The sequence below is a fragment of the Streptomyces sp. NBC_00083 genome (genome assembly GCF_026343295.1).
Taxonomy (GTDB): Bacteria; Actinomycetota; Actinomycetes; order Streptomycetales; family Streptomycetaceae; genus Streptomyces.
This window is the reverse complement of sequence record NZ_JAPELY010000002.1, coordinates 1,727,859-1,753,520: the sequence shown is the minus strand read 5'-3', so window position 1 is coordinate 1,753,520 and position 25,662 is coordinate 1,727,859. Positions and strand designations below refer to the sequence as shown.

Annotated in this window: 21 protein-coding genes, 2 rRNA genes and 1 pseudogene; 11 read left to right on the top strand and 13 right to left on the bottom strand. The window is 70.2% G+C overall.

Annotated elements, in window-relative coordinates:
• Together OOJ98_RS23930 and OOJ98_RS23925 are read right to left on the bottom strand one after the other, a co-directional pair.
• A 23S ribosomal RNA gene (locus OOJ98_RS23930) occupies positions 1-2,257 on the bottom strand; the annotation flags it as partial.
• A gap of 284 nt (positions 2,258-2,541) precedes the next feature.
• Positions 2,542-4,067: ribosomal RNA gene (locus tag OOJ98_RS23925) — 16S ribosomal RNA — on the bottom strand.
• 605 nt (positions 4,068-4,672) lie between these two features.
• Between OOJ98_RS23925 and OOJ98_RS23920 the strand changes: the two genes are divergently transcribed.
• A complete protein-coding gene (locus OOJ98_RS23920; RefSeq protein WP_267056990.1) occupies positions 4,673-5,407 on the top strand; it encodes a 4'-phosphopantetheinyl transferase superfamily protein in 735 nt (244 codons plus the stop codon).
• A 79-nt stretch (positions 5,408-5,486) separates the two neighbouring features.
• Here the strand turns inward: OOJ98_RS23920 and msrB are convergent, their stop codons facing one another.
• The 4 genes from msrB to OOJ98_RS23900 form a co-directional block, all read right to left on the bottom strand.
• Entirely contained in the window at positions 5,487-5,900 is a 414-nt protein-coding gene (msrB, locus tag OOJ98_RS23915; RefSeq protein WP_267056989.1) for a peptide-methionine (R)-S-oxide reductase MsrB, read from the bottom strand.
• A gap of 49 nt (positions 5,901-5,949) precedes the next feature.
• Positions 5,950-7,344 carry a UDP-N-acetylmuramate--L-alanine ligase gene (gene murC, locus OOJ98_RS23910; protein WP_267056988.1) on the bottom strand — a complete coding sequence of 465 codons (1,395 nt, stop codon included), beginning with the start codon at positions 7,342-7,344 and terminating at the stop codon, positions 5,950-5,952.
• A gap of 100 nt (positions 7,345-7,444) precedes the next feature.
• Complete coding sequence (locus OOJ98_RS23905) at positions 7,445-7,912, bottom strand: indole-3-glycerol phosphate synthase (protein ID WP_267056987.1); 468 nt, start codon at positions 7,910-7,912, stop codon at positions 7,445-7,447.
• 154 nt (positions 7,913-8,066) lie between these two features.
• Positions 8,067-8,849, bottom strand: a complete 783-nt coding sequence (locus OOJ98_RS23900) for a pyrimidine reductase family protein (RefSeq protein WP_267056986.1) — start codon at positions 8,847-8,849, stop codon at positions 8,067-8,069.
• Between OOJ98_RS23900 and zapE the strand changes: the two genes are divergently transcribed.
• Both zapE and OOJ98_RS23890 read left to right on the top strand, forming a co-directional pair.
• Positions 8,848-9,954 (top strand): cell division protein ZapE, encoded by a 1,107-nt coding sequence (gene zapE, locus OOJ98_RS23895; protein ID WP_267056985.1) that lies wholly within the window; start codon positions 8,848-8,850, stop codon positions 9,952-9,954. The two genes, OOJ98_RS23900 and zapE, sit on opposite strands and share 2 nt — an antisense overlap.
• 66 nt (positions 9,955-10,020) lie before the next feature.
• Positions 10,021-10,446: an OsmC family protein gene (locus OOJ98_RS23890; RefSeq protein WP_267056984.1), complete on the top strand. Its 426-nt coding sequence runs from the start codon at positions 10,021-10,023 to the stop codon at positions 10,444-10,446.
• Between the two features lie 108 nt (positions 10,447-10,554).
• On the opposite strand, the gene OOJ98_RS23885 is transcribed toward OOJ98_RS23890, so the two are convergent.
• On the bottom strand, positions 10,555-11,316 hold the full coding sequence (locus OOJ98_RS23885; RefSeq protein ID WP_267056983.1) for a hypothetical protein: 762 nt from the start codon (positions 11,314-11,316) through the stop codon (positions 10,555-10,557).
• Between the two features lie 298 nt (positions 11,317-11,614).
• Here OOJ98_RS23885 and OOJ98_RS23880 point away from each other — a divergent pair, with 298 nt between their 5' ends.
• Positions 11,615-12,493 (top strand): polysaccharide deacetylase family protein, encoded by an 879-nt coding sequence (locus OOJ98_RS23880; protein WP_267056982.1) that lies wholly within the window; start codon positions 11,615-11,617, stop codon positions 12,491-12,493.
• 22 nt (positions 12,494-12,515) lie between these two features.
• On the opposite strand, the gene OOJ98_RS23875 is transcribed toward OOJ98_RS23880, so the two are convergent.
• From OOJ98_RS23875 to OOJ98_RS23865, 3 genes are read right to left on the bottom strand one after another with little or no spacing between them, the layout of a single operon-like run.
• Positions 12,516-12,725, bottom strand: coding sequence for a hypothetical protein (locus OOJ98_RS23875; protein WP_267056981.1), 210 nt, complete (start codon positions 12,723-12,725; stop codon positions 12,516-12,518).
• A 10-nt stretch (positions 12,726-12,735) separates the two neighbouring features.
• Positions 12,736-12,903: a hypothetical protein gene (locus OOJ98_RS23870; RefSeq protein WP_323177926.1), complete on the bottom strand. Its 168-nt coding sequence runs from the start codon at positions 12,901-12,903 to the stop codon at positions 12,736-12,738.
• A 23-nt stretch (positions 12,904-12,926) separates the two neighbouring features.
• Positions 12,927-13,604: an AIM24 family protein gene (locus OOJ98_RS23865; protein WP_267056980.1), complete on the bottom strand. Its 678-nt coding sequence runs from the start codon at positions 13,602-13,604 to the stop codon at positions 12,927-12,929.
• 70 nt (positions 13,605-13,674) lie between these two features.
• On the opposite strand from OOJ98_RS23865, the gene OOJ98_RS23860 reads away from it, so the two are divergent.
• The 5 genes and pseudogenes from OOJ98_RS23860 to OOJ98_RS23840 all read left to right on the top strand — a co-directional run bounded on the left by OOJ98_RS23860 (position 13,675) and on the right by OOJ98_RS23840 (position 19,881).
• Entirely contained in the window at positions 13,675-14,439 is a 765-nt protein-coding gene (locus tag OOJ98_RS23860; RefSeq protein WP_267056979.1) for an aminoacyl-tRNA hydrolase, read from the top strand.
• 828 nt (positions 14,440-15,267) lie between these two features.
• Positions 15,268-15,861, top strand: a pseudogene (locus OOJ98_RS23855) (DUF4142 domain-containing protein); the annotation flags it as partial.
• A 127-nt stretch (positions 15,862-15,988) separates the two neighbouring features.
• Positions 15,989-17,314, top strand: coding sequence for a DUF692 domain-containing protein (locus tag OOJ98_RS23850; protein ID WP_267056978.1), 1,326 nt, complete (start codon positions 15,989-15,991; stop codon positions 17,312-17,314).
• Between the two features lie 103 nt (positions 17,315-17,417).
• Positions 17,418-18,176 carry a TIGR04222 domain-containing membrane protein gene (locus OOJ98_RS23845; protein WP_267056977.1) on the top strand — a complete coding sequence of 253 codons (759 nt, stop codon included), beginning with the start codon at positions 17,418-17,420 and terminating at the stop codon, positions 18,174-18,176.
• Positions 18,177-18,282: 106 nt separating this feature from the next.
• Complete coding sequence (locus OOJ98_RS23840) at positions 18,283-19,881, top strand: alpha/beta hydrolase (protein WP_267056976.1); 1,599 nt, start codon at positions 18,283-18,285, stop codon at positions 19,879-19,881.
• 63 nt (positions 19,882-19,944) lie between these two features.
• Here OOJ98_RS23840 and hemQ read toward each other — a convergent pair whose 3' ends face one another.
• Both hemQ and hemG read right to left on the bottom strand, forming a co-directional pair.
• Positions 19,945-20,661 carry a hydrogen peroxide-dependent heme synthase gene (gene hemQ, locus OOJ98_RS23835; RefSeq protein WP_267056975.1) on the bottom strand — a complete coding sequence of 239 codons (717 nt, stop codon included), beginning with the start codon at positions 20,659-20,661 and terminating at the stop codon, positions 19,945-19,947.
• A 4-nt stretch (positions 20,662-20,665) separates the two neighbouring features.
• Positions 20,666-22,096, bottom strand: coding sequence for a protoporphyrinogen oxidase (gene hemG / locus OOJ98_RS23830; RefSeq protein ID WP_267056974.1), 1,431 nt, complete (start codon positions 22,094-22,096; stop codon positions 20,666-20,668).
• A gap of 208 nt (positions 22,097-22,304) precedes the next feature.
• Here hemG and OOJ98_RS23825 point away from each other — a divergent pair, with 208 nt between their 5' ends.
• Positions 22,305-23,681, top strand: a complete 1,377-nt coding sequence (locus tag OOJ98_RS23825) for an FAD-dependent oxidoreductase (protein ID WP_267056973.1) — start codon at positions 22,305-22,307, stop codon at positions 23,679-23,681.
• Positions 23,682-23,695: 14 nt separating this feature from the next.
• Here the strand turns inward: OOJ98_RS23825 and hemE are convergent, their stop codons facing one another.
• Positions 23,696-24,763 (bottom strand): uroporphyrinogen decarboxylase, encoded by a 1,068-nt coding sequence (gene hemE, locus OOJ98_RS23820; RefSeq protein WP_267056972.1) that lies wholly within the window; start codon positions 24,761-24,763, stop codon positions 23,696-23,698.
• Positions 24,764-24,854: 91 nt separating this feature from the next.
• Between hemE and OOJ98_RS23815 the strand changes: the two genes are divergently transcribed.
• Positions 24,855-25,508 (top strand): DUF3000 domain-containing protein, encoded by a 654-nt coding sequence (locus tag OOJ98_RS23815; RefSeq protein ID WP_267056971.1) that lies wholly within the window; start codon positions 24,855-24,857, stop codon positions 25,506-25,508.
• The last annotated feature ends 154 nt before the right edge of the window (positions 25,509-25,662 follow it).

The following is a 25,662-nucleotide window of genomic DNA, read 5'->3' as shown; positions in this document are numbered from 1 at the left end:
CGTAGTGCAATTTCACCGGGCCTATGGTTGAGACAGTCGAGAAGTCGTTACGCCATTCGTGCAGGTCGGAACTTACCCGACAAGGAATTTCGCTACCTTAGGATGGTTATAGTTACCACCGCCGTTTACTGGCGCTTAAGTTCTCAGCTTCGCAACCCCGAAAGGTCACTAACCGGTCCCCTTAACGTTCCAGCACCGGGCAGGCGTCAGTCCGTATACATCGCCTTACGGCTTCGCACGGACCTGTGTTTTTAGTAAACAGTCGCTTCTCGCTGGTCTCTGCGGCCACCCCCAGCTCAGAGAGTAAATCTCATCACCGGTGATGGCCCCCTTCTCCCGAAGTTACGGGGGCATTTTGCCGAGTTCCTTAACCATAGTTCACCCGAACGCCTCGGTATTCTCTACCTGACCACCTGAGTCGGTTTAGGGTACGGGCCGCCATGAAACTCGCTAGAGGCTTTTCTCGACAGCATAGGATCATCCACTTCACCACAATCGGCTCGGCATCAGGTCTCAGCCTTATATGTGCGATCCGGATTTGCCTAGCCGCACGGCCTACACCCTTACCCCGGGACAACCACCGCCCGGGTTGGACTACCTTCCTGCGTCACCCCATCGCTTACCTACTACAAGTCTGGGTCACCGGCTCCACCACTTTCCTTTCCCCGAAGGGTCCGGAACGGCTTCACGGGCTTAGCATCGCCTGATTCAGTATTGGGCGTTTCAAAGCGGGTACCGGAATATCAACCGGTTGTCCATCGACTACGCCTGTCGGCCTCGCCTTAGGTCCCGACTTACCCTGGGCAGATCAGCTTGACCCAGGAACCCTTAGTCAATCGGCGCACACGTTTCTCACGTGTGTATCGCTACTCATGCCTGCATTCTCACTCGTGAACCGTCCACCACTAGCTTCCGCTGCAGCTTCACCCGGCACACGACGCTCCCCTACCCATCCCAGCAGGCGTTGGCCCTATATGCTGGAATGACACGACTTCGGCGGTACGCTTGAGCCCCGCTACATTGTCGGCGCGGAATCACTTGACCAGTGAGCTATTACGCACTCTTTCAAGGGTGGCTGCTTCTAAGCCAACCTCCTGGTTGTCTCTGCGACTCCACATCCTTTCCCACTTAGCGTACGCTTAGGGGCCTTAGTCGATGCTCTGGGCTGTTTCCCTCTCGACCATGGAGCTTATCCCCCACAGTCTCACTGCCGTGCTCTCACTTACCGGCATTCGGAGTTTGGCTAAGGTCAGTAACCCGGTAGGGCCCATCGCCTATCCAGTGCTCTACCTCCGGCAAGAAACACACGACGCTGCACCTAAATGCATTTCGGGGAGAACCAGCTATCACGGAGTTTGATTGGCCTTTCACCCCTAACCACAGGTCATCCCCCAGGTTTTCAACCCTGGTGGGTTCGGTCCTCCACGACCTCTTACAGCCGCTTCAACCTGCCCATGGCTAGATCACTCCGCTTCGGGTCTAGAGCGTGCAACTCAATCGCCCTATTCGGACTCGCTTTCGCTACGGCTTCCCCACACGGGTTAACCTCGCTACACACCGCTAACTCGCAGGCTCATTCTTCAAAAGGCACGCAGTCACGACTGCATGTGCAAGCACAATGCAGCGACGCTCCCACGGCTTGTAGGCACACGGTTTCAGGTACTATTTCACTCCGCTCCCGCGGTACTTTTCACCATTCCCTCACGGTACTATCCGCTATCGGTCACCAGGGAATATTTAGGCTTAGCGGGTGGTCCCGCCAGATTCACACGGGATTTCTCGGGCCCCGTGCTACTTGGGTGTCTCTCAAACGAGCCGTTGATGTTTCAGCTACGGGGGTCTTACCCTCTACGCCGGACCTTTCGCATGTCCTTCGCCTACATCAACGGTTTCTGACTCGTCCTCGTCAGCCGGCAGACTGACAGAAGAGAGATCCCACAACCCCGCATGCGCAACCCCTGCCGGGTATCACACGCATACGGTTTGGCCTCATCCGGTTTCGCTCGCCACTACTCCCGGAATCACGGTTGTTTTCTCTTCCTGAGGGTACTGAGATGTTTCACTTCCCCTCGTTCCCTCCACATACCCTATGTGTTCAGGTATGGGTGACAGCCCATGACGACTGCCGGGTTTCCCCATTCGGAAACCCCCGGATCAAAGCCTGGTTGACGGCTCCCCGGGGACTATCGTGGCCTCCCACGTCCTTCATCGGTTCCTGGTGCCAAGGCATCCACCGTGCGCCCTTAAAAACTTGGCCACAGATGCTCGCGTCCACTGTGCAGTTCTCAAACAACGACCAACCACCCATCACCCCCACCATTCAGTGGAGTTCACTGGGGCCGGCACTAGAAGGCAGCCTCTCGGCCGTACCTTCAGATACCCAACAGCGTGCCCGGCCCTCTCCATCGCCCCGATCCGCTTTCCACGCTCCGAAGAGCAGTACTGGCGGCCCGAGTTGACCAAGAGTGCCGAATAGTCAACGTTCCACCCATGAGCTGACCGTGCAGAACATTTGTCTGCAGACGGTGCTGTGCTCCTTAGAAAGGAGGTGATCCAGCCGCACCTTCCGGTACGGCTACCTTGTTACGACTTCGTCCCAATCGCCAGTCCCACCTTCGACAGCTCCCTCCCACAAGGGGTTGGGCCACCGGCTTCGGGTGTTACCGACTTTCGTGACGTGACGGGCGGTGTGTACAAGGCCCGGGAACGTATTCACCGCAGCAATGCTGATCTGCGATTACTAGCAACTCCGACTTCATGGGGTCGAGTTGCAGACCCCAATCCGAACTGAGACCGGCTTTTTGAGATTCGCTCCGCCTCGCGGCATCGCAGCTCTTTGTACCGGCCATTGTAGCACGTGTGCAGCCCAAGACATAAGGGGCATGATGACTTGACGTCGTCCCCACCTTCCTCCGAGTTGACCCCGGCAGTCTCCTGTGAGTCCCCATCACCCCGAAGGGCATGCTGGCAACACAGAACAAGGGTTGCGCTCGTTGCGGGACTTAACCCAACATCTCACGACACGAGCTGACGACAGCCATGCACCACCTGTATACCGACCACAAGGGGGCGACTATCTCTAGCCGTTTCCGGTATATGTCAAGCCTTGGTAAGGTTCTTCGCGTTGCGTCGAATTAAGCCACATGCTCCGCTGCTTGTGCGGGCCCCCGTCAATTCCTTTGAGTTTTAGCCTTGCGGCCGTACTCCCCAGGCGGGGAACTTAATGCGTTAGCTGCGGCACCGACGACGTGGAATGTCGCCAACACCTAGTTCCCAACGTTTACGGCGTGGACTACCAGGGTATCTAATCCTGTTCGCTCCCCACGCTTTCGCTCCTCAGCGTCAGTAATGGCCCAGAGATCCGCCTTCGCCACCGGTGTTCCTCCTGATATCTGCGCATTTCACCGCTACACCAGGAATTCCGATCTCCCCTACCACACTCTAGCTAGCCCGTATCGAATGCAGACCCGGGGTTAAGCCCCGGGCTTTCACATCCGACGTGACAAGCCGCCTACGAGCTCTTTACGCCCAATAATTCCGGACAACGCTTGCGCCCTACGTATTACCGCGGCTGCTGGCACGTAGTTAGCCGGCGCTTCTTCTGCAGGTACCGTCACTTTCGCTTCTTCCCTGCTGAAAGAGGTTTACAACCCGAAGGCCGTCATCCCTCACGCGGCGTCGCTGCATCAGGCTTTCGCCCATTGTGCAATATTCCCCACTGCTGCCTCCCGTAGGAGTCTGGGCCGTGTCTCAGTCCCAGTGTGGCCGGTCGCCCTCTCAGGCCGGCTACCCGTCGTCGCCTTGGTAGGCCATCACCCCACCAACAAGCTGATAGGCCGCGGGCTCATCCTTCACCGCCGGAGCTTTTAACCCCTCAAGATGCCCTGAGGAGTGTTATCCGGTATTAGACCCCGTTTCCAGGGCTTGTCCCAGAGTGAAGGGCAGATTGCCCACGTGTTACTCACCCGTTCGCCACTAATCCACCCCGAAGGGCTTCATCGTTCGACTTGCATGTGTTAAGCACGCCGCCAGCGTTCGTCCTGAGCCAGGATCAAACTCTCCATGAATGTTTACCCGTAATCGGGTGCACACATCACGTAAGAGCGGGACGGAACCACCGGAATAAGGCGGCCCGTCCACAGCGTCCTCGCTGTGTAATTGCCTGCCCACCACAAGGGCGTGCAGGACTTTTCAAAGGAACCTCGTCCCACCGAAGTGGAGACGGGGTTGTCAATCTGGCGTTGACTTTTGGCACGCTGTTGAGTTCTCAAGGAACGGACGCTTCCTTTGTACTCACCCTCTCGGGCTTTCCTCCGGGCGCTTCCCTTCGGTATTTCGTGTTCCGACTCTATCAGACTCTTTCGTGTCCGATTCCCCGTCGGAGCGGGGTTTGTCTTCCCGGCTGTTGGGCCGTTCCGACGTCCCGAACTCTAGCTGATTTCCCCGGCCGATTCATAATCGAGTCTTCCGGTTCGACGAGAAATGAAATTCGGCATGCCGAATTTTCCCCCGTCGAGGGATCGTGCTGAGTTGGGTGGCCGCAGAAGCTGCGGCGGACGGTTGTCGCAGAACCGTTCCGGCTCTGTGGCAACCCGAGAAACCTTACGCTTGTGCTCACCTCACGTCAACTTGGGCGTCAACCCCGCGCCGACCGGGGTTGTAGCGTGCCTGCGTGACCTTGATCCTCGAATCCGATACGGCTGTCGCGCACGCCTGGTGGTGGCGTACCGAAGGCAGCTCCCCCGAGCCGGCCGACCTGGCTCTGCTCAGCAAGGACGAGCGCGAGCGGGCCGCCAAGATCGTTCATGCGCCCACCGCGGTGGGCTTCGTCGCGGGGCGCGCCGCGAGCCGGCGGATCCTGTCGGGGCTGCTCGATGTGGCACCCGCGGAGATAGGCCTGGGGCGCAGGCCCTGTCCCGGCTGTGGCGATCCGCTGCACGGTCCGCCCGCCGTGCTGTCTCCGGAGTCCCCGCTGTGGATCAGCATCTCCCACACCCATGGCTGCGGCATGCTCGCCGTGGCCCGCGTCCCGGTGGGCGTGGACGTCGAGGGCGTACGGGACTTCCCGGTCGAGGAACTGGCGCCCGCCACCCTGACCGAGTCCGAGCGTCAGGTCGTGCTGGGCGCGGACGAGGGCAGCGCCCGGACCCGGGCCTTCCTGCGCTCGTGGACCCGTAAGGAAGCCGTTCTGAAGGCGGTCGGCGTGGGGATCACGACCGATCTCCGTACCGTCGAGACCCGGCCGGAGCATGCGGGCCCGGTCGTCGTGGCCGCGGGGGTGCCGGGCACGCCCGCGTCCTGGACCGTGGCGGACCTCGCCGTACCCGGCGCCTGGGCCGCGGCCCTCTCCGTACCCGCACGCCCCGAAGGCGGGCACCTGGAAGTCCGGCTGCGGGAGCACCCGTAACCCCCGGCCGGGGGTTACGGGTGTGGGCGATGGTGGCCGCCCTCGCGACCTCCATCGTCCCGATGGCCTCGCTTGCGCGTCAGCTCGCTCCGCCGGCCGGATTCAGCCGCAGCGAGATCGAGTTGATGCAGTAGCGCTGGTCGGTCGGGGTCGCGTATCCCTCGCCCTCGAAGACATGGCCGAGGTGGGAGCCGCACTTCACACAGCGGACCTCGGTGCGGACCATGCCGTGCGAGCGGTCGTCGATGAGTTCGACCGCGTCGCTGTCCTTCGGGTCGTAGAAGCTCGGCCAGCCGCAGTGCGACTCGAACTTCTCGCGGGACGTGAACAGTTCGGCGCCGCAGGCGCGGCAGGAGTAGACGCCCTCCGTCTTGGTGTCGGTGTACTCACCGACGAAGGCGGGCTCCGTGCCGGCCTGGCGCAGCACCTGGTACTCGGCGGGCGTCAGCTCCGCGCGCCACTGCTCGTCCGGCTTCTCGACGTCGTACGCCATGGGGTGCTCCTCGCTCGGATCGGTGCGGGTCGGTGTCGGGGGTGCCGGATCAGTTCGACAGGCGGGCCAGGATGGCCGGGCCGAGATCCGTCACGTCGCCCGCGCCCATGGTGAGAACAAGATCGCCCGGGGCTGCCATTCCCGCGATGACGTCCGGGACGGTCTCCTTGTCGTGGACGGCGGTGACCGTGGCGCCCGCCGCCCTGGCCGCGTCGATGATCATCTCGCTGGTGACGCCGGGGAGCGGGTCCTCGCGGGCCGGGTAGATGTCGAGGACGACGGAGAGGTCGGCGAGCGCGAGGGCCTGGCCCATCTCCTTGCCGAGCTCCTGGGTGCGCGAGAAGAGGTGGGGCTGGAAGACCACGAGGAGGCGGGCCTCGGTCGCCGCGCCCCGCATGGCCTCCAGGTCCGCGGTCATCTCGGTGGGGTGGTGCGCGTAGGAGTCGATGACCTGGACGCCCTTGGCCTCGCCCTTGAGCTGGAGGCGGCGCTTGACGCCGGTGTACTTGCCGAGCGCGGAGGCCAGGTTGTGCGCCGGGATCCCGAGCGCGACGCCCGCGGCGAGCGCGGCGACCGCGTTGAGGGCGTAGTGGCGGCCGGGCACCGAGACCGTGAAGGTCAGGAACTTGCCGCCCAGCAGGACGGTCACCTCGGAGGTGAGGCCGCGCGGGGTGATCTTGTGGACGCGCACGCCTGCGCCCTCGGACTCGCCGTACGTCACGACGTTCAGGCCGGTCTGATCGCGCACCCGGCGGGCCAGCTCGACCGCGCCCTGCTGGTCGGCGGAGACCACCAGGGTGCCGCCGGGGTTCACCTTGCCGACGAAGGTCTCGAAGGACTCGTAGATCTCGTCCATCGAGGCGTAGTTGGCGTGGTGGTCGAGCTCGACGTTGAGGACGATGGCGACCTCGGGGTCGTACTTCTGGAAGCTGCGGTCGCTCTCGTCGGCCTCGGCCACGAAGATGTCGCCCTCGCCGTGCCGGGCGTTGGTGCCGGGGCCTTCGAGGTCGCCGCCGATCGCGTACGAGGGGTCGAGGCCGAGCTCGGTCAGGGCGACGGCGAGCATCGAGGTGGTGGTGGTCTTGCCGTGGGTGCCGGCGACGGCGATCGCGCGCAGGCCGCCCATGAGCGAGGCCAGGGCGTCCGAGCGGTGCACGACGGGCACGGACAACTCGGCGGCGCGGGCCAGCTCGGGGTTGTCGGCGCGGATCGCGCTGGAGACGACGACGCAGCTGGCGTCGGAGGCGAGGTGATCGGCGGCGTGGCCGATGTGCACGGTGGCGCCGAGGGAGCGCAGCGCCTCGGCGGTCGCGGACTCCTTCGCGTCGCTGCCCGCGACCCGGGCGCCGCGCTGGGCCAGGATCTTCGCGATGCCCGACATGCCGGCACCGCCGATGCCGATGAAGTGCGGCCGTTCCATGGCGGTGGGAATGGCGGAGGCCATGCGGTTCTCTCCCGGGGTGCGACGTACAGAAGGAGCCCCCAGCCTAGTTCCCCCGGGGGCTCCGCTCCGTACACGGCTCCGTGCGGGGCCGTGCGGTGTGCTACTCGCTGTGCGCGAAGAGCTTGAGGACGGGCACGCCCACCTTGTGGCGGGCCCGGGAGGCCCAGTCGCGGTGGAAGAACTCCTCCACGTAGTGCGGTGCGGTCAGGACGATGACCTCGTCGGCACCCACCTCGTCGACGACCCCCTTGAGCTTGTCCAGGGGGTGGTCGTCGACGACCTGGCCCACCGCCGTGCTGCCGGCGTCGCGCAGCGACTGCACCGAGTGCTGGAGGCCGAGTTCGGCGGGGCCCTCGGCGGCTCTGCCCTCCGGTTCCTCGTTCTCGTGGACGGCCTCGTCGAGTTCGCCGAGTGCCACGTCGTCGATCGCGCGAAGGAGCCGGTCCTGATCGCCCCTGGGCTGCATGAGCACGACGAAGGACACCGGCTCGTCGCCGTGCAGAGTGGTGACGAATTCCACGTCGACGGAGGTCAGGGGCTTCTCGATCATCAATACGCTCGTGAACACCACAGGCGCCCTTCTGTTCTCTCCATGGCCGCCGCCACCACGAGGTGGCGGGTCCGGCCCCTGCGGAAACCATCCTTCCCCGTGCCCGCACGGGGTGTGCGTGAGGTAAGTGTGCCCAGCGCGAGCTAACCGGAACGATGAATTCCGCCGATCGTCAGATCCGACGGTAACGCGTGTAGAGGAACCCGGCGTCTTCGAGCACCGAGGTGGGGGCGAACCGCTGCGGGACCTGCACCGCGGGCCCGCCCGCGATGCGCTGCGCGTCGCCCGCGGTCAGCGTCGGGGACACCGTCAGGCACAGCTCGTCCAGGACGCCGGCGGCCACGAACTGGCCGAGCAGCCGGGGCCCGCCCTCGGTGAGGAGGCGCCGATGGCCGAGGTCGGCCAGGGCCTGCACCGCGCGGCGCGGCTCGACGCCGGGTCCGTCGCCCGCGACCACCACCTGGGCGCCCGCGCGCTCCGCCTCGCGGACCCGGTCGGGGTCGGCCGCCGCGCCGGTCAGGACCACGGTGGGGACGAGCGGCGAGGTGAACAGCGGGAGCGAGAAGTCGAGGTCGAGGCTGGCGGTGACGACCGCGATCACCGGGGCGGGACCCTGCCCGGCCGCCTTGCGGCGCGCCGCGAAGTCCGCCCGCGCCTTGGCCGGCCTGTACCCCTCGAGGCGTACCGTTTCCGCACCGACGACGACCACGTCCGCGAGGGCTCGCAGGGTGCCGAAGATACGCATGTCGGTCTCGGAGGAGAGCGGCTGCGAGCGGCCGTCGTGCTGGCCGGCCCCGTCGAGCGAGGACACCATGTTGGCCCGCAGCCAGGGGCCGTCCGTGCGGGGGTACGCGTATGCCTCGACCAGTTCGTCGAGCGACCACTGCGTGCTCGCGCCGGGTGCGGTGCCCTCGGCGTCCGGTGTCTGGTCGGTCACAGGGAACAGTTGTCGCATGTCGTGCAGTCTGGCACGCCCTTTACAGTGGGGAACTGTGTCGACCAGCCCCATAGCCCAAGCGGCCCCGGTGTCCCTCTGTGCCCGCGCGCCGCACGTTCCCGCCGACCGTCTGGTCGCGGAGATGGTGCCGCCGCCGCGGTTCGACTCGGTCCGCTTCGAGACGTACGTACCGGACCCGAACCAGCCGAGCCAGGCCGAGGCGGTCACCGTGCTGTCCTCCTTCGCGGCGGGGCTCGGCGGGGCGCACGCCTCCGGCGCCCGGCGCCGGTGGTTCGCGAAGAAGCCGGCCGCGACGGCCGGGCCGCGCGGGGTGTACCTCGACGGCGGGTACGGCGTCGGCAAGACCCATCTGCTCGCCTCGCTGTGGCACGCGACCCCGGCCGAGCCCGCGCTCAAGGCGTTCGGCACCTTCGTCGAGCTGACCAATCTGGTCGGCGCGCTGGGCTTCCAGCAGACCGTGCAGACGCTCGGCGGCCACCGGCTGCTGTGCATCGACGAGTTCGAGCTCGACGACCCGGGCGACACCGTGCTCGTCTCCTCGCTGCTCAGCAGGCTCGTCGAGCAGGGCGTGGCGCTCGCGGCGACCTCCAACACGCTGCCCGGCAAGCTCGGCGAGGGCCGGTTCGCGGCGGCCGACTTCCTGCGCGAGATCCAGGGCCTCTCGGCGCACTTCCGGCCGCTGCGGATCGACGGCGAGGACTACCGCCACCGGGGGCTGCCCGACGCTCCGGCGCCGTTCTCCGACGAGCAGGTCACCAAGGCGGCGTACGCCACCGAGGGTGCGGCGCTCGACGACTTCCCGCAGCTGCTCGACCACCTCTCGCGCGTCCACCCCAGCCGGTACGGGGCGCTCACCGACGGGGTGCGCGCGGTGTGCCTGACCGATGTGGGCCCGGTGCCCGACCAGTCGACCGCGCTGCGCCTGGTGGTACTCGCCGACCGTCTGTACGACCGCGAGGTGCCGGTGCTGGCCTCCGGTGTCCCCTTCGACCGGCTGTTCAGCGACGAGATGCTGAACGGCGGCTACCGCAAGAAGTACTTCCGGGCGATCTCGCGTCTGACCGCGCTCGCCCGCGACGCGAAGGGCCTTGTGGGGCAGTAGGTTTGGGCCCGAGGGGGCCGCAGCAGCATCCGTCCACCGCCCCCTCGGCCACAGAAGGGAAACATCATGGCCACCACGCGCACGGCGCACACGGTCTGGGAAGGCGAGCTCCTCAAGGGCTCCGGCACCGTCACCTTCGACTCCTCGGGCATCGCCTCGCAGGCGGTCTCCTGGCCGTCCCGCGCCGAGCAGGCCAACGGCAAGACCAGCCCGGAGGAGCTCATCGCGGGCGCCCACTCCAGCTGCTTCTCGATGGCCCTCTCGCACGGTCTGACGCAGGCGGGCAACCCGCCCACCCGCCTGGAGACCAAGGCCGACGTCACCTTCCAGCCCGGCGAGGGCATCACCGGCATCCACCTCACCGTGCGCGGCGAGGTCCCCGGCCTCGACGCGGACGGCTTCCAGTCGGCCGCCGAGGACGCCAAGAAGAACTGCCCGGTCAGCCAGGCCCTGTCCGGCACCACGATCACGCTGAGCGCCGAGCTCGTCTGATCCGCGCCCGCGCGAAGGCGTGCGCGTTCCCCCGTGCCTCGCACGAACGGGGGAACGCGCCGTCGGGCTCGGTCCTGGGCCGCCCGGCTTCCGCCGGCTCCGTCCGGGTCAGGACGCGCGGCTGTTCAGACCCGAGATGTCGACGGACTGGGCGGCGGACGGGGTGGCCGCCGGCACCGGCTTGTCGAAGTTGTCGAAGCGTACGGTCGTCTCGGGGGTCTTCGCGCCCGCCTTGGCGACGGTGATCCGTACCGGATAGGGCGTGCCCGTCGCGGCCACGTCGATGGTGAGGGTCCGGCCCTGCTGGGTGCCGGTGACGGGGATGACCGCGACGCCGTCGACCTTGGCCGGCTTCCCCTTGGTCAGAACCGTGCTCGGCTGCTGCGCGCCACCGGTGATGGACTTCCCGAAGGTGTCCAGGTCGCACACGTCGGTGCTGTTGCGCAGGACCGGGTCGGCGGTGGTGCCCTTCAGATAGCGGTCGCCGACGAGCTTGGCCAGGGCGGGGCCGTTGCCCGGCACATCGTTCTTCCAGAACGCCGCGTCCGGTTTCAGCCAGACGTCCACGCCCCGCTTCACGATCTGCACCGAGCCCTCCTGCGGGCCCAGGCTGACCGAGCCCCGGCAGTTCCCCGCCTTGTCCAGGGTGAGGTCGAACGAGGTCTGGGCCCCGGACCCGCCGAGGTCGCCCCTGGACGTCATGTGCAGGGAGGTGGCGCCGAGCAGGGCCGTGCGGGAGCGCTGGGCGATCTGCTGGGCGGTGAGGGAGCCGGTGTCGTCCGCGTGCGCGGTGGCCGCGCCGGCGAGGGCGGCCAGGGCGGCGGCCGAGCAGACCGTCGCGCACACGGCCGCGGTACGGGATCCGGACACAGCGCCTCCCGGGGGCGTCACCGCGCCCTGCCTGCGCGGGGCGCGTTCCGATGGGCTTGTCCGCCGGCTCCCCCGGCTCGGCGCCTGGGGATCCCACACGGGCCTTCCCACTCCCACGAGCCTAGTCCGCGCCGCCGGATCCCGCGTTACGGGCCATCGGGCGCGGGGCTCGGTGCGGTGGGCCGGGCCCTGTCGTCGCCGGGGCGTCGGCCGACGGCTGTCCGGCATTGGCCGGAATCTCCGGCATGGCGCAGGCACCCTCATCAAATCGTGCTATATGACCAGCTACGTTCCGCACGTGACTATCTCTGTGCGAAAGCTGCTCGCGGTGGCCCTGCTCGGTGCGTCGCTCGCGGGGTGCGGTTCCGACCCCGCCTCGGCCCCGCCCAAGAGCGCGGACAAGTCCGCTCCCTCCGCGCCCGGCGCCGTGGGCGCGGCCGCGCCGGTGGCCCAGGGCGCCCCGACGCTGGCACCCGGCCCCGGCGGCCTCACCCCGGTCTTCGAGCGGGCACCCGTCACCGCCCGGGGCGAGAAGGTCGTGGCGCTCACCTTCGACGCCGACATGACAGCCGACCAGGGTCCCCGCGCGGCGGGCGGCGAGCACTTCGACAACCCGGCGCTCATCGCGGACCTGCGCCGCCTGAAGGTGCCGGCCACGGTGTTCATGACCGGACGCTGGGCCGAGGAGTACCCGGCCGAGGCCCGCGCCATCGGCACGGACCCCGCCTTCGAGATCGGCAACCACTCCTACAGCCACTACGCCTTCAAGTCCGACTGCTACGGACTGTCGGTGGTCGGGCAGGGCCAGGCGCGCGCCGACGTGGAGAAGGCGACCGCGCAGTTCAAGAAGGCCGGGGTGCGCAACGCCGTGCCGTACTTCCGCTTCCCCGGCGGCTGCTACAACGACGAGGTGCTGCGCGAACTCGCCCCGCTGAAGATGACCGCCGTCCAGTGGGACGTGGTGAGCGGCGACGCCTTCGCCACCAACGCCGACGCGGTGGCCGAGCAGGTGCTCGCCGGGGTCAAGCCCGGGTCGCTCGTGGTCATGCACTGCACGCGCAGCGCGGCGCCGGTCACCGACACGGCGCTCCAGCGCATCGTGCCGGAGCTGCGCAAGCGCGGCTACCGCTTCGTGAAGGTCTCCGACCTGATCCGCGGCGCGACGGCACACCACTAGCCGGAGCCGGCACGGGCCGCGCTCAGCCGGAACAGGCCGTGCGCTGCGCCTCCTGCCATGCGCAGACCGGGCAGAGCGTGCTGCCCTTGGTGGACTCCGGGTACTCGGTCGGCGCCCGGCACAGGACACATTCGGCGAAGGGGCCCTCATGGGCGCCCGCCACGGGCACCGGCCCACCGGGCCGCGCCCCGCAGTAGCTCGTGTCGCCGTCCTGCGGCTGCGTCTCGTCCATGGCGCCGAGCCTAGTCGGGCGCCGGGCGGGTCACCGTGAACGGCATTGTCGCCGGGAACAACAGGGTTGGTTTTCCGGTGCCGTTGGCGCCCTCGATGCGGACCCGTGCGCCCGCGGGCAGGTCGAGGCCGATGGCGCGCAGGACCCAGGGGCCGCCGATCGAGTACCGGCGGCCCACACCCCGCAGCGTGCGTACGGTGCTCAGTGCTGCTGGGCCTTCTGCGGCGTCGCCTCGCTCGGCCGGACTATGACGTAGCCCTCGCCCTGGAGCATCAGCTGAACGGCTTCGCCCGAACCGCCGCGCAGCATCGAGCCGATGGACTGCGAACGGTGCAGGGAGGTCTGGAGGTTGGCGGTCCAGCCGACCACGGCGTCGGTGTCGACGTACACCGGCATCTGCGGCGAGACCGGGATGACCAGCGGGTTGCCCTCGCACATCAGGCCGAGGCGGCCCTGGCCGGTGAAGACGCTGTTGAAGAGGCCGCCGCCGGCGATGCCGGAGCCCTTGACCGTCTTGATCTCGTAGCTGAGCGAGGCGTCGAAGCACAGCACGTTGCGGCCGTTGATGGTGAGCGCGTCGCCGGGCTCGATGTCGACGATGAAGCAGTTCTGCGCCTCGTGCGCGAACCAGGCCTCGCCCTGGCCGCTGACCGCCATCAGGGGCAGGCCCTCGCCGGTCACCGCGCGCTTGAGCATGCCGCCGATGCCCTGGCCGCGGCGCTCGAACTGCAGGTTGCCGCGGTAGGCGATCATCGCGCCCTGACGCGCGAGCATCTCGCCGTTGACGGCGTACTTGATCGACTTGGCGTTCTCCAGGGTCATTCCGGCGGCGGCCGCCGGCTGGGCCATGTTCTCTATGGCGAAAAGGTCGCTCTTCATGCGCGCATCCTGTCCCGGAACGAATCATTCCGCCAAGAATCACCGGTTCGGCGGCTGGCAGACTGGTGGGGTGAGCACCGAGAACACCCCCGCCGAAGGCCTCTCCGAAGGTCCTTCCGAGAGCCCCTTTCACGACGAGTCCCCGCGTGACGAGGCGCCGCAGTTCGTGCTGCCGCTCGTCGTGCACATCGAGAAGGCCGAGCCTCCTTCGCGTACTGACGCGCTGGAGACGGCGGCCCGCGCGGTGCTGACGATCCTCTCCGACGAGCGGTCGCTGGGTGAGGGGGACGACGAGGGCGAGTGGGCGCGGGTCATGCGCGACTGGCAGGACGCGCGGATCCGCAAGGTCGTGCGGCGGGCGCGCGGCGCGGAGTGGCGCAAGGCGTCGGCGCTGCCGGGGATCGCGGTGACCGGGAAGTCGGCGGAGGTACGCGTCTTCCCGCCCGTGCCGCTGGACGGCTGGCCCAAGGAGCTGGCCAAGCTCCAGGTGTCCGGGACCGACCTGGACGACCCGACCGAGCCGGGCGCGCCGGACCCGCTGGCGCCGGTGCTGTGGCTCAACCCTGAACTCGACATGTCGGCGGGCAAGGCGATGGCGCAGGCGGGGCACGCGGCGCAACTCGCCTGGTGGGAGCTGTCGTCGAGCGAGCGGGACGCGTGGCGGGAGGCGGATTTCGCGCTGTCGGTGCGGACGGCCGGGGCGGGCGCGTGGCGGGCGCTGACCGTCAGCGGGCTGCCCGTGGTCCGCGACGCGGGGTTCACGGAGATCGCGCCGGGCTCCTGCACGGTGGTGGCCGACCACCCGTCGCTTCGGGGGCGTCTGCGGCTGGGTTGAGCGGCTGGGTTGAGCGGGGGGGTGCGGTCCGCTGTACGGGGTGCCCGCGCCCTCGACCCCGCGGCTCTGACCCCGCGTTCGTGTGCGGACCGTGCCCGCGTCTCGCGCCGTTCCCCGCGCCCCTGGGTGGGCTGCCCTTGGCAGGGTGCTTGGTCGAGGCCGCCTCAGCCTGGCCTGCTGCTCAACCCCGGCCCCTGCGGGCCATCCCAGCCTGTCCGGCGACCAGTGCCCTTCAGGCGCGAACGAGGTCTGGGGCGGAGCCCCAGGCAACCCCGACTACGCCTGCGGACCGTGCCCACCTCCCGCGCAGTTCCCCGCGCCCCCAGGTGGGTCGGCCTGGGCAGCATGCCCGGCATCGGCACCCCCACCCTCAGCGGCTGCTCAATCCGGGCCCATGCGGGCCACCCCAGCCCGTCCGGCGGTTGAGGACTAGCGCCGGACAGTCGCGAACCGAGGTCTGGGGCGGAGCCCCAGCAGCCCCGGTCTACGTCTGCGGACCGTGCCCGCGTCTCGCGCCGTTCCCCGCGCCCCTTGTAGGGCACCCGGCATCGCGCCCACCGCGGCGGAGCCGCGCAAAAGGCACAGCCCCGCGCCCCCGGCGGGGTTGGCCTGGGCAGCAGGCCCAGAAGGGGCCATCCCAGCCCGTCCGGCGATTGAGGGCGAGGGCCGTTCAGGCCTGACACGGGGCCGGGGTGGGGGAACGGGCGGGGCGTTGAACGGATGGGGTCGTGCGGACGTACCTTTCCGTGCCGCCGAGCACCCCAACCGCCCACCCCGGGAGGCACGTTGTCACGAGGAATCGTTCGCCCCAGCCGTCTCACCTTCACCCTGCGCCGCGTCAACGGCACCGGCCTGCTCATCGCGGTGCTCGTGGCCACGCTCGGCGCGCTCGCCTTTCCCGTGTGGTCGTACGCCGACCGGTCCGGGACCCCGCAGGCCGACCTCAACTCCGCCTCCACACCCACCGCTTGGGGCCCGCTGTCCGCGATGGACCGGGACTTCCTCAACAAGGTGCGGCTCGCCGGGCTCTGGGAGGGGCCGGCCGGACAGCAGGCGCAGCAGCGGGCACCCAGCGCCGCGATCAAGGCGACCGGCGACCACCTCGTCATGGGGCACGCCGCGCTCGACCAGCACGCCCGCGACGTCGCGTCGAAGCTCGGCATCGTGCTGCCGACCCAGCCCAACGCCCAGCAGCAGGGCTGGCTGCGGGAGCTGACGGCGGCGTCGGGGCGCGACTACGAGGTCAAGTTCGCCAACCTGCTGCGCGCCTCGCACGGCAAGGTGTTCGCCCTGGTCGCGCTGGTCCGGGCCAACACCCGCAACTCGCTCATCCGCGATCTGGCGACCGACGCCAACAACACCGTCCTCGACCACATGACGATGCTGGAGTCGACGGGCCTGGTCGACTTCGACGCGCTGGCCACCTCCTGACGCCGGGCGCCAGGCCGGGACGCCAACCGGGGCGCCAGGCCGGGCCGCCAACCTCAAATCAAGCTCTGAACGTGCCTTCGCAGGGTTCGCGGGAACGCCCCCGGGCCATGACCTGTCCATGAAGCACTTGGGCATCGGCATCGGCTGGCGGCCCGACATCGCGGAGGCGGTGGAGGGTCTGGCCGGCCTCGACTGGGTCGAGGCGGTCGCGGAGAACCTCTGCCCCGGCCACCTCCCCGACTCGCTGGTCCGGCTGCGCGAGCGCGGCGTCACCGTCGTACCGCACGGGGTATCGCTCGGTCTCGGCGGCGCCGAACGGCCGGACCCGGGGCGTCTCGCCGGCCTCGCGGCGCGGGCCGAGGCGCTGGGCGCGCCGCTCGTCACCGAGCACATCGCGTTCGTGCGCGCGGGCGGCGCGCTGACCGCGTCACCGCCGCTGGAGGCGGGCCATCTCCTGCCGGTGCCGCGCACCCGGGACGCCCTGCGCGTGCTGTGCGAGAACGTCCGCATCGCGCAGGACGCGCTGCCCGTGCCGCTCGCGCTGGAGAACATCGCGGCCCTGATCGGCTGGCCCGACGAGGAGTTGACGGAGGGTCAGTTCCTGGCGGAGCTCGTGGAACGCACCGGCGTCGGCCTCCTCATCGACGTGGCCAACCTCCACACCAACCACGTCAACCGGGGCGAGGACCCGACGAAGACCCTGGACGCGCTGCCCCTCGACGCGCTCGCCTACGTCCATGTAGCGGGCGGCGTGGAGCGCGACGGCGTGTGGCACGACACCCACGCCCACCCGGTGACCCGCCCGGTCCTCGACGTCCTGGCCGACCTCGCCTCACGGTGTGCGCCGCCCGGTGTGCTCCTCGAACGCGACGAGGCGTTCCCGCCGGCCGAGGAGCTGGCCGGCGAGCTCGACGCGATCCGCTCCACCATCCGGTCCGGGGCCACCGGTACGCCGCACCGACGCATCCCGGGCGACACCAGCACGCCGTACCCGGCTACCCCGGGCGACACCAGCACCCCCCACCCGGACACCCCCGACACCGCCGCGCCGCGCCAGCGCCTCGCGCTCGCCCAGACCGCCCTGCTCTCCTCGCTCACCGCGGGCACCCCCGCGCCCGCCGGGTTCGACGGACGGCGGCTGCGGGTGCAGGCCCGCGCGCTCGCGGCCAAGCGCGCCGATGTGGTGGCCAGGGTGGCGCCCGAACTGCCGCGCCTGATCGGGGACGGCTACCGGGAGGCGTTCCTCTCGTACGCGGCCTCCCGTCCGATGCGCGGCGGATATCGCCAGGACGCCCTGGACTTCGCCCGGTTCCTGCTGGACGCGGGCCGCCCCGCCGATCCCGACGCCCGCCGGGCGCTGGCCCGCTGGTTCAAGGAGCGGGCCGGCACGAAGCCGCCGGGGCGGGCGGCGCGGCTGTTGCGCACCCTGACCCGGGCGGCCTGACCTGATGGGGAACCTGCCACACTCCGTAACGAAGCGATAACCCGACGTCCAAATTGTGGACAGGCTGTGGCGGCGAAGCGTCAACTTCCGTTACAACTCGGCCATGTTCTGGGTCCTCTTCTTTCTGCCGGCGGTCGTCGCGGCCGGGTTGTCCTGCGGCCGGCTCTGCCTCGCCGCCGTCGCCGCCGCACGCCCCCGGCCCGGCGGGGACGGGGATCGGGACCTGTCCTGTTACGAGGCGGCGTTCCTGGCGGGCGGCCCCTACCGGGTCGCCGACCTCACCCTCGTCTCCATGCACCGGGCCCGCCGGCTGCTGCTCGCGCACACCGGCTGGGCCACGGTCGTCGACCCCGAGGGCCGCGACGACCTGGAACGGTCGGTGCTCACCGCGATCGGGCCGGGCGGCCAGGAGCGGATCGCGGCGATACGGTCCGGCACGGCCGCCGCCGACGCGGTGCGCGCGCTCGCCGACCGGCTCGCGGGAGCGGGGCTGGCCGTCCCCGACGGCGTGCGGTCCGGGGTCGGCGCGTCGGTGCGCGCGGTCCGCGGCGCCTGCCTGCTCATCACCGCGCTCGCCGCGACCGCGCTGCTCATGCCGGGCGAAGGGGACACCGGACGGCCCGAGATCGCGGCCTGGTTCGCACTCCCCCTCGTCCTGACGCTCGGCTGTCTCGCCATCGCCCGGATCGAGATCCATCCGCACACCCGCTGGGCCTCTCCCGACGGGCAGCGGCTGCTCGGCGGGCTCGATCCGGCGGGCGATCCGCTCACCGCGATCGCCGTGCGCGGCCTGCGCGCGGTGGACGATCCCGACCTGCGCAGCGCCCTGACGAGCGGTCGCTTCGCGCATCGGAGTCAATGACCGCGCCCGGCGCGGCCCCGCTGCTTTACTTCCACCCGTCCGAAGTATCCCCTTTTGATCTGTATGTACTTCCGTAGTACCGCAGCACGAAAGGGATGTACCGGCGATGAGAGCTGTAGCGCTGTACGGAACCCTGGGTTCCCTGGTCCTTTCCGCCCTCGTCGTCGCGCCCGCGGGCGGCGCCGACGCGCTGACCGCCGAGGCACGGGGCGCCGAGGCCGCCGCCCAGCGCGCGGCCGCCGCCCCGATCGCATTCGGCCACTGCCCGGACGAGGAGTCGCTGCCGGCCTCCGTCCAGTGCGGCACCGTCCGGGTCCCGCTCGACTACGCCCACCCGACGGGCCGTCAGATCGAGCTCACCGTCAGCCGGAGCCGGGCGGGCGGCAAGCCCGCCGAGCGCCAGGGCGCCCTCGTCTTCAACCCGGGCGGGCCCGGCGCCTCCAGCATGTACTTCCCGATGGTGGCCGAACTCCCCGACTGGAAGCGGCTGGCCGGGGCCTACGACCTCGTCGGCTACTCCCCGCGCGGGGTCGCCCGCTCGGCCCCGCTGTCCTGCCAGGACCCGGGCGACTTCGCGAAGGCCCCGACCCAGTCGCCCCCGCATCCCTCGGAGTCGTACAAGAAGGAGCGGATCGCGCAGGCCAAGGCGTACGCGCAGGGCTGTGCGCGCAACGCGGGGGACGCGCTGCGCTTCTACACCAGCATCAACAACGCCCGCGATCTGGACGTACTGCGGGCCGCGCTGGGCGAGAAGAAGCTGACCTTCATGGGCGCCTCCTACGGCACCTACTTCGGGGCGGTGTACGCGACGCTCTTCCCCTCCCACATCCGCCGGATGGTCTTCGACTCGGCGGTCGACCCCGACCCCGACCAGATCTGGTACCGCAACAACCTCGACCAGTCGCTGGCCTTCGAGCGCCGCTGGGAGGACTTCCGCACCTGGGTCGCCAAGCACGACGACGTCTACCACCTGGGTGAGAGCGCCGACGAGGTCCTGGAGAGCTACGAGAAGGTGCGGGCCAGGCTCACCCACGAGCCGGCCGGCGGCACGGTGGGCCCGGCCCAGTTGCAGGCGGCGGTCCTCAAGGCCGGTTACTACGACGACTATTGGGCGAGCCGGGCCACCGCGCTCTCGGAGTACCTCAAGGGCAACCCGAAGCCGCTGATCCAGCAGGCCGCGCCCCGGCCCGAGACGGCGCGCGACGACGAGAACGGCAACGCCGTCTACACGGCCGTCGAATGCAACGACGCCGCGTGGCCGCGGTCCTTCGCCACCTGGGACCGCGACAACACGGCGATCGCGAAGGTCGCGCCGTTCGAGACGTGGGACAACGCGTGGATGAACCTGCCGTGCGCCTACTGGCCGGCACCGCAGCAGAAGCCGGTGGACGTACGGGTCGCGAAGGGGGCGCTGCCGACCACGCTGATCCTGGCGGCCGAGCGGGACGCGGCGACACCGTACCCGGGGGCCGTGGAGCTCCAGCGGCGGCTGCCGGGCTCGGTGCTCATCACGGAGAAGAAGGCCGGCACGCACGGCATCGCGGGCGGCGCGAACACCTGCGTCAACGGCTATGTGGAGGACTACTTGCTGAACGGTCGGACGCCGGTGCGGCGCGCTTCGTGCGCGCCGCACCCGGAGCCGAACCCGGTGTCGCTGGACGAGCGGTCGGCCATCAGGCCGCAGCAGGTGCTGCCCGCTCTCTGATCTTCCGGGTCAGGGATGAGCCGGCTCCGCTCGCGTGGCGCGGACCCGGCTCACCTGGTCTTGCTAGGCGAGGCCCGCGACGAGGTCGGCGACGCTCTTGCGGCGCCCCGTGTAGAACGGGACTTCCTCGCGGACGTGCATACGGGCCTCGGAGGCACGCAGGTGGCGCATGAGGTCGACGATGCGGTGCAGTTCGTCGGCCTCGAAGGCGAGCAGCCACTCGTAGTCGCCGAGCGAGAACGAGGCGACCGTGTTGGCCCGCACGTCGGGGTAGCCCCGCGCCATCTTGCCGTGGTCGGCGAGCATGCGGCGGCGGTCCTCGTCGGGCAGCAGGTACCAGTCGTAGGAGCGCACGAACGGGTAGACCGAGACGTAGTCGCGGGCGTTCTCGTCCGCGAGGAACGCCGGGATGTGCGCCTTGTTGAACTCGGCGGGCCGGTGCAGCGCCATGTTCGACCACACCGGTTCGAGGGCGCGGCCCAGCTTGGTGCGGCGGAACAGGTTGTAGGCGGCCTGGAGCTCGTCGGAGGTCTCGGCGTGCCACCAGATCATGATGTCGGCGTCGGCGCGCAGACCCGACAGGTCGTAGGTGCCGCGGACGGTCACGTCCTTGGCGGCGAGCTGGTCGAACAGCTCCTGAACCTCGTCGGCGTAGCCGGCGCGGTCCTCAGGGAGTACGTCGCGCAGCTTGAAGACAGACCACAGGGTGTAGCGGATGACCTCGTTGAGGTCCTTCGCCTTCTTCCCCGCGTTGGGAATCTTTTCCGGAGCAGCACTCATGTGGCTATTGTCCCGCGTCACTCTGGGTGTTCCGCGCCAGGGTCGACGTGGCGATGATCTCGTCCGCCGCGCGCTGGGCGCTCGCGACGCACGCGGGGATGCCCACGCCGTCGTAGACGGCGCCGCAGACCCGCAGTCCGGGCAGCTCCGCCACCTGCGCGCGGATCCGGGCGACCTTGGCGAGATGGCCCACCGGGTACTGCGGGAGGCCGCCGATCCAGCGGTTGACGGTGGTGGCGACGGGCTTCGCGGAAAGGCCGACGGCGTCGCCGAGGTCACCGAGCGAGACGTCGACGAGGTCGGCGTCGTCCCAGTCGAGGTGGCGCTCCTCGCCGTAGCGTCCGATCGAGGTGCGCAGCACGAAGAGGTCCGGGCCGCGCTCCTTGACCCAACTCCACTTGTGCGTGGAGAACGTGGAGGCCTTGATGGTGCGGCCGTCCACCGGCGGCACCAGGAATCCCGAGCGCTCCTCGATGCCGGCCAGGTCGGCGCGCCGGAAGGCGAGGGTGACCAGCGCCATCGAGGCGTACTCGACCTCGGCGAGCTCCGCGGCCGCGGCCGGCGACACGTCGCTGAGCAGCGCGGAGGCCGACCAGGCGGGCGTGGAGAGGATCACGCCGTCGGCGTCGACCAGCTCGGTGTCGGTGCGGATCCGCCAGCCGTCGGCGGTCCTGGTGAGTTCGAGGACGGGCGCCTCGGTGCGGATCGTGCCGCCCCGGGCGCGCACGGCGTCCGCGACGGCGCCGGGCAGGGTGCCGATGCCGCCGTCGAGGCCCGCGAAGACCGGGCCGGTCTGCTGTCGGGCCGCCGCCTTCTTCTGGAGCTCCTCGACGCCGTCGAGGAGCGAGCCGTGGGTGCGCGCCGCCTCGAAGAGCTGGGGCACGGCGGCCCGCATGGAGATCTTGTACGCGTCGCCCGCGTACACCCCGCCGAGGAGCGGCTCCACGAGACGGTCGACGACCTCGCGGCCGACGCGCTTGGCGACGAACTCGCCGACGCCGATGTCCTCGCCGACCTCGCTCGGGGCGAGGGCGCGGTCCTGGGCGACCCGGGCCAGGCCCTCGGTGGAGAGGATGTCGTGCAGGGTGGCGGGGTCGGCGGGCACGCCCATCACATGGCCCTTGGGCATGGGCCGCAGGGCGCCCCGGGTCCAGAGCGCGGCGTTGGCGGTGGCGGGTGCCTGGAGCCGGTCGCCGAGGCCGACCGCGCGGGCCAGCTCCACCCCCTCCGGGCGGCGGGCCAGCATCGACTCGGCGCCGAGGTCGACCGGCGCGCCCTCGATCTCGCCGGCGAGCAGCTTGCCGCCGAGCACCGCGCTGCCTTCGAGCACGGTCACCCGGGCGCCGCCCGCGAGCAGCCGGTGGGCGGCGGCGAGGCCGGAGATTCCGCCGCCTACGACGACGATGTGCGGGGCGCGGGCGGGGGCGTTGTCCATGCCTCCACTGTCTCATTGCGGCGCCGGCCGGCCGGAACGAGCCCCGGCGCGCCACCCGTCCGCGATCAACTGGCGCCCCTGGAAGCCCAGTTGGTGGCGGCTTGCGGCCAACCCCCGGACGGCCCCCGCTCCGGTGGGGAATTTCCGGGCCCTCGCGTACGTATCGTGACCAGGAGAAGGCGGACCCTCACGAGCGGAGGCAACACCCATGGCGGCGGAGCGACTGGTGGTCATCGGCGGTGACGCGGCGGGCATGTCCGCGGCCTCGCAGGCCCGCAGGCTGAAGAAGCCCGGGGAGCTGGAGATCGTCGCGTTCGAGCGCTCGGGCTTCACCTCGTACTCCGCGTGCGGGATCCCGTACTGGGTGGGCGGCGACGTGCCGCGCCACGAGGACCTGATCGCCCGCACGCCCGAGGAGCACCGCGAGCGCGGGATCGATCTGCGGATGCGCACGGAGGTCACGGAGCTCGATGTGGCGGGCCGCCGGGTCAGGGCCCGCGACCTCGCGTCGGGCGCCGAGGAGTGGACCTCGTACGACAAGCTCGTCATCGCGACCGGGGCGCGGCCCGTCCGGCCCGAGCTTCCGGGGATCGACGCGCCCGGGGTGCACGGGGTGCAGACCATCGACGACGGGCGGGCCCTCCTGGAGAGCCTGGAGGCGGCCGGGGGGCGGCGCGCGGTGGTGGTGGGCGGCGGCTACATCGGCATCGAGATGGCCGAGGCGCTGCTCGCCCGCGGTTTCGAGGTGACGCTGGTGACCCGCGGGGCGCAGCCCATGCACTCGCTCGACCCGGACATGGGCCGTCTCGTCACGGAGGCGATGGAGCGGGCCGGGATCCGGGTGGTGACGGGCGCCGAGGTCACCGGGGTGCTGACCCGGGAGTCGGGCCGGGTGCGCGCGGTGGCGACGGAGTCCGGCGCATACCCCGCGGACGTGGTGGTGCTGGGCCTCGGTGTGGCACCGCGTACGGAACTGGCCCGCGCGGCGGGGCTCGAACTCGGCGCCTCGGGCGGTCTGCGCACCGACGTCTCGATGCGGGTGCGGGGGCACGAGGACATCTGGGCGGGCGGCGACTGTGTCGAGGTGCTCGACCTGGTGTCGGGCCGGCACCGCCACATCGCGCTGGGCACGCACGCCAACAAGCAGGGGCAGGTCATCGGGTCCAACGTGGGCGGCGGCTACGGCACGTTCCCCGGCGTGGTGGGCACGGCCGTCACCAAGGTGTGCGACACGGAGATCGCGCGCACCGGCCTGTCGGAGGAGGAGGCCCGCGCGGAGGGGCTGCGGTACGCCACGGCGACCATCGAGTCGACCAATGTGGCCGGGTACTACCCGGGCGCGACCCTGATGACGGTGAAGATGCTCGCCGAGCTGCGCACCGGGCGGCTGCTCGGCACGCAGATCGTGGGCGGCGCGGGAGCGGCGAAGCGGATCGACGTGGCGGCGGTGGCGCTGACCGCCCGGATGACGGTGGAGCAGATGACCGCGCTCGACCTCGGGTACGCCCCGCCGTTCTCGTCGGTGTGGGACCCGGTCCTGGTGGCGGCGCGCAAGGCGGTGTCGGCCGTGCGCGCCGCGGGGTAGCCGCCGCTCGGCGGTTACTTGGCCGTCTGCTCGTGGACGTACGCGACGAGGCGGGTCAGGGAGTCCGGGTCCATCGACGGCAGCACGCCGTGACCGAGGTTGAAGATGTGGCCCTCAAGCTCCGCGGCCGCGTCCAGGACCTCGCGGGTCTTCGCCTCGACGGCGCCGGTCGGGGCGAACAGGACCGCCGGATCGAGGTTGCCCTGGAGCGCCTTGCCGGGGCCGACCCGGCGGGCCGCCTCGTCGAGCGGAACGCGCCAGTCGACGCCCACGACGTCCGCGCCGGCCTCGCCCATGAGGCCGAGCAGTTCGCCGGTGCCGACACCGAAGTGGATGCGGGGCACGCCGTACCCGGCGACCGCGTCGAAGACCTTCGCCGACGCGGGCAGGATCGAGCGGCGGTAGTCGGCGGGGGCGAGCGCGCCCACCCAGGAGTCGAAGAGCTGCACGGCGGACGCGCCGGCCTCGATCTGCACCTTGAGGAAGGCGCCGGTGATCTCGGCGAGACGGTCGAGCAGGTCGGCCCAGAGCTCCGGGTCGCCGTACATCATGGCCTTGGTGTGCTCGTGGTTGCGGGACGGGCCGCCCTCCACGAGGTAGCTGGCGAGCGTGAACGGGGCGCCCGCGAAGCCGATGAGCGGCGTGGAGCCGAGCTCCTCGGTCAGCATGCCGATCGCCTCGGTGACGTAGTGGACGTCGTCGGGGGTCAGGTCGCGCAGCCGGGCGAGGTCGGCGCGGGTGCGGATCGGGTCGGCGACGACGGGGCCGACGCCCGGCTTGATGTCGAGGTCGATGCCGATCGCCTTGAGCGGGACCACGATGTCGCTGAAGTAGATGGCCGCGTCCACCTTGTGGCGGCGCACCGGCTGGAGCGTGATCTCGGTGACCAGGTCGGGCCGCATGCAGGACTCCAGCATGGGGATGCCCTCGCGGACCTTCAGGTACTCCGGCAGGGAGCGCCCGGCCTGGCGCATGAACCAGACCGGCGTGTGCGGGACGGCTTCGCGCCTGCACGCCTTGAGGAAGGCGGAGTCGTACGTCTTGCTGTTCGGCTGGCCCACAGGGCGGTCGTTGGCGCTCACGCCCCAAATCTTCGCATGTGGCGGGAAGCCGCTTCCCCGGGCCGGGTGTCCCTACCGGCGCCGGGCCGCCCTTCCGCCTAGTCTTCCCCGCATGGCTGCCGCTCAGGGACGAACTTCGGATGGCGCTGACGGCAGGGAAGCCGCGGACGGTTCCACCGTTCCGCTCCCCTTCCGTCGGGCCGTCGACGCACTGCGCACGGCGCGACTGCGCCCCGAGATCGAGGTGGACGAGACGCGGCCGCCCCAGCGTCTGGCGCCGCACGCGTACGCCCTGGAGGCGGCGGTGGTCGAGGGCGAGGACGATCTGGCCGACGGCCGGCTCGTCCTGCTGCACGATCCGGCGGGCCACGACGCCTGGCAGGGCACCTTCCGCCTCGTCACGCTCGTCCGGGCCGAGCTGGAGCCCGAGATGGCGGCCGACCCGCTGCTCCCCGAGGTGTGCTGGTCGTGGCTGACCGGCGCCCTGGACGCACGCGGCCTGTCGTACGGGGAGGCGAGCGGCACGGTGACGCGGGCCGGTTCGCACTATTTCGGCGGGCTCTCCGAGCGGCTGCCCGCCACGCAGATCGAGATCCGGGCGTCCTGGACGCCGCGCGAGGGCCGAGGCGAGGTGCCGGACACGGCCGGCCACCTGGCGGCCTGGTGCGATCTGCTGTGCCAGATCGCGGGGCTCCCGCCGGTGTCGGGCCCCGGCGACACCGGCGGCGGTGTGGTGACCCTGCCGCAGCGCCGCGACCCGCGCTGACGGATCCGCCGGGAGCGTACGGAAAGCGCCCCCTCTCACCCCGCCGTTCCGCTCGCCCCGCGCCCCGCCCTTGGTGGGGCGCGGGGCGTTCGCGCGCTCCCCCGCATGGTCCCCCGCACGGGTCGCTCGGCCCCGGCGGGTGGTCGAGGATCGA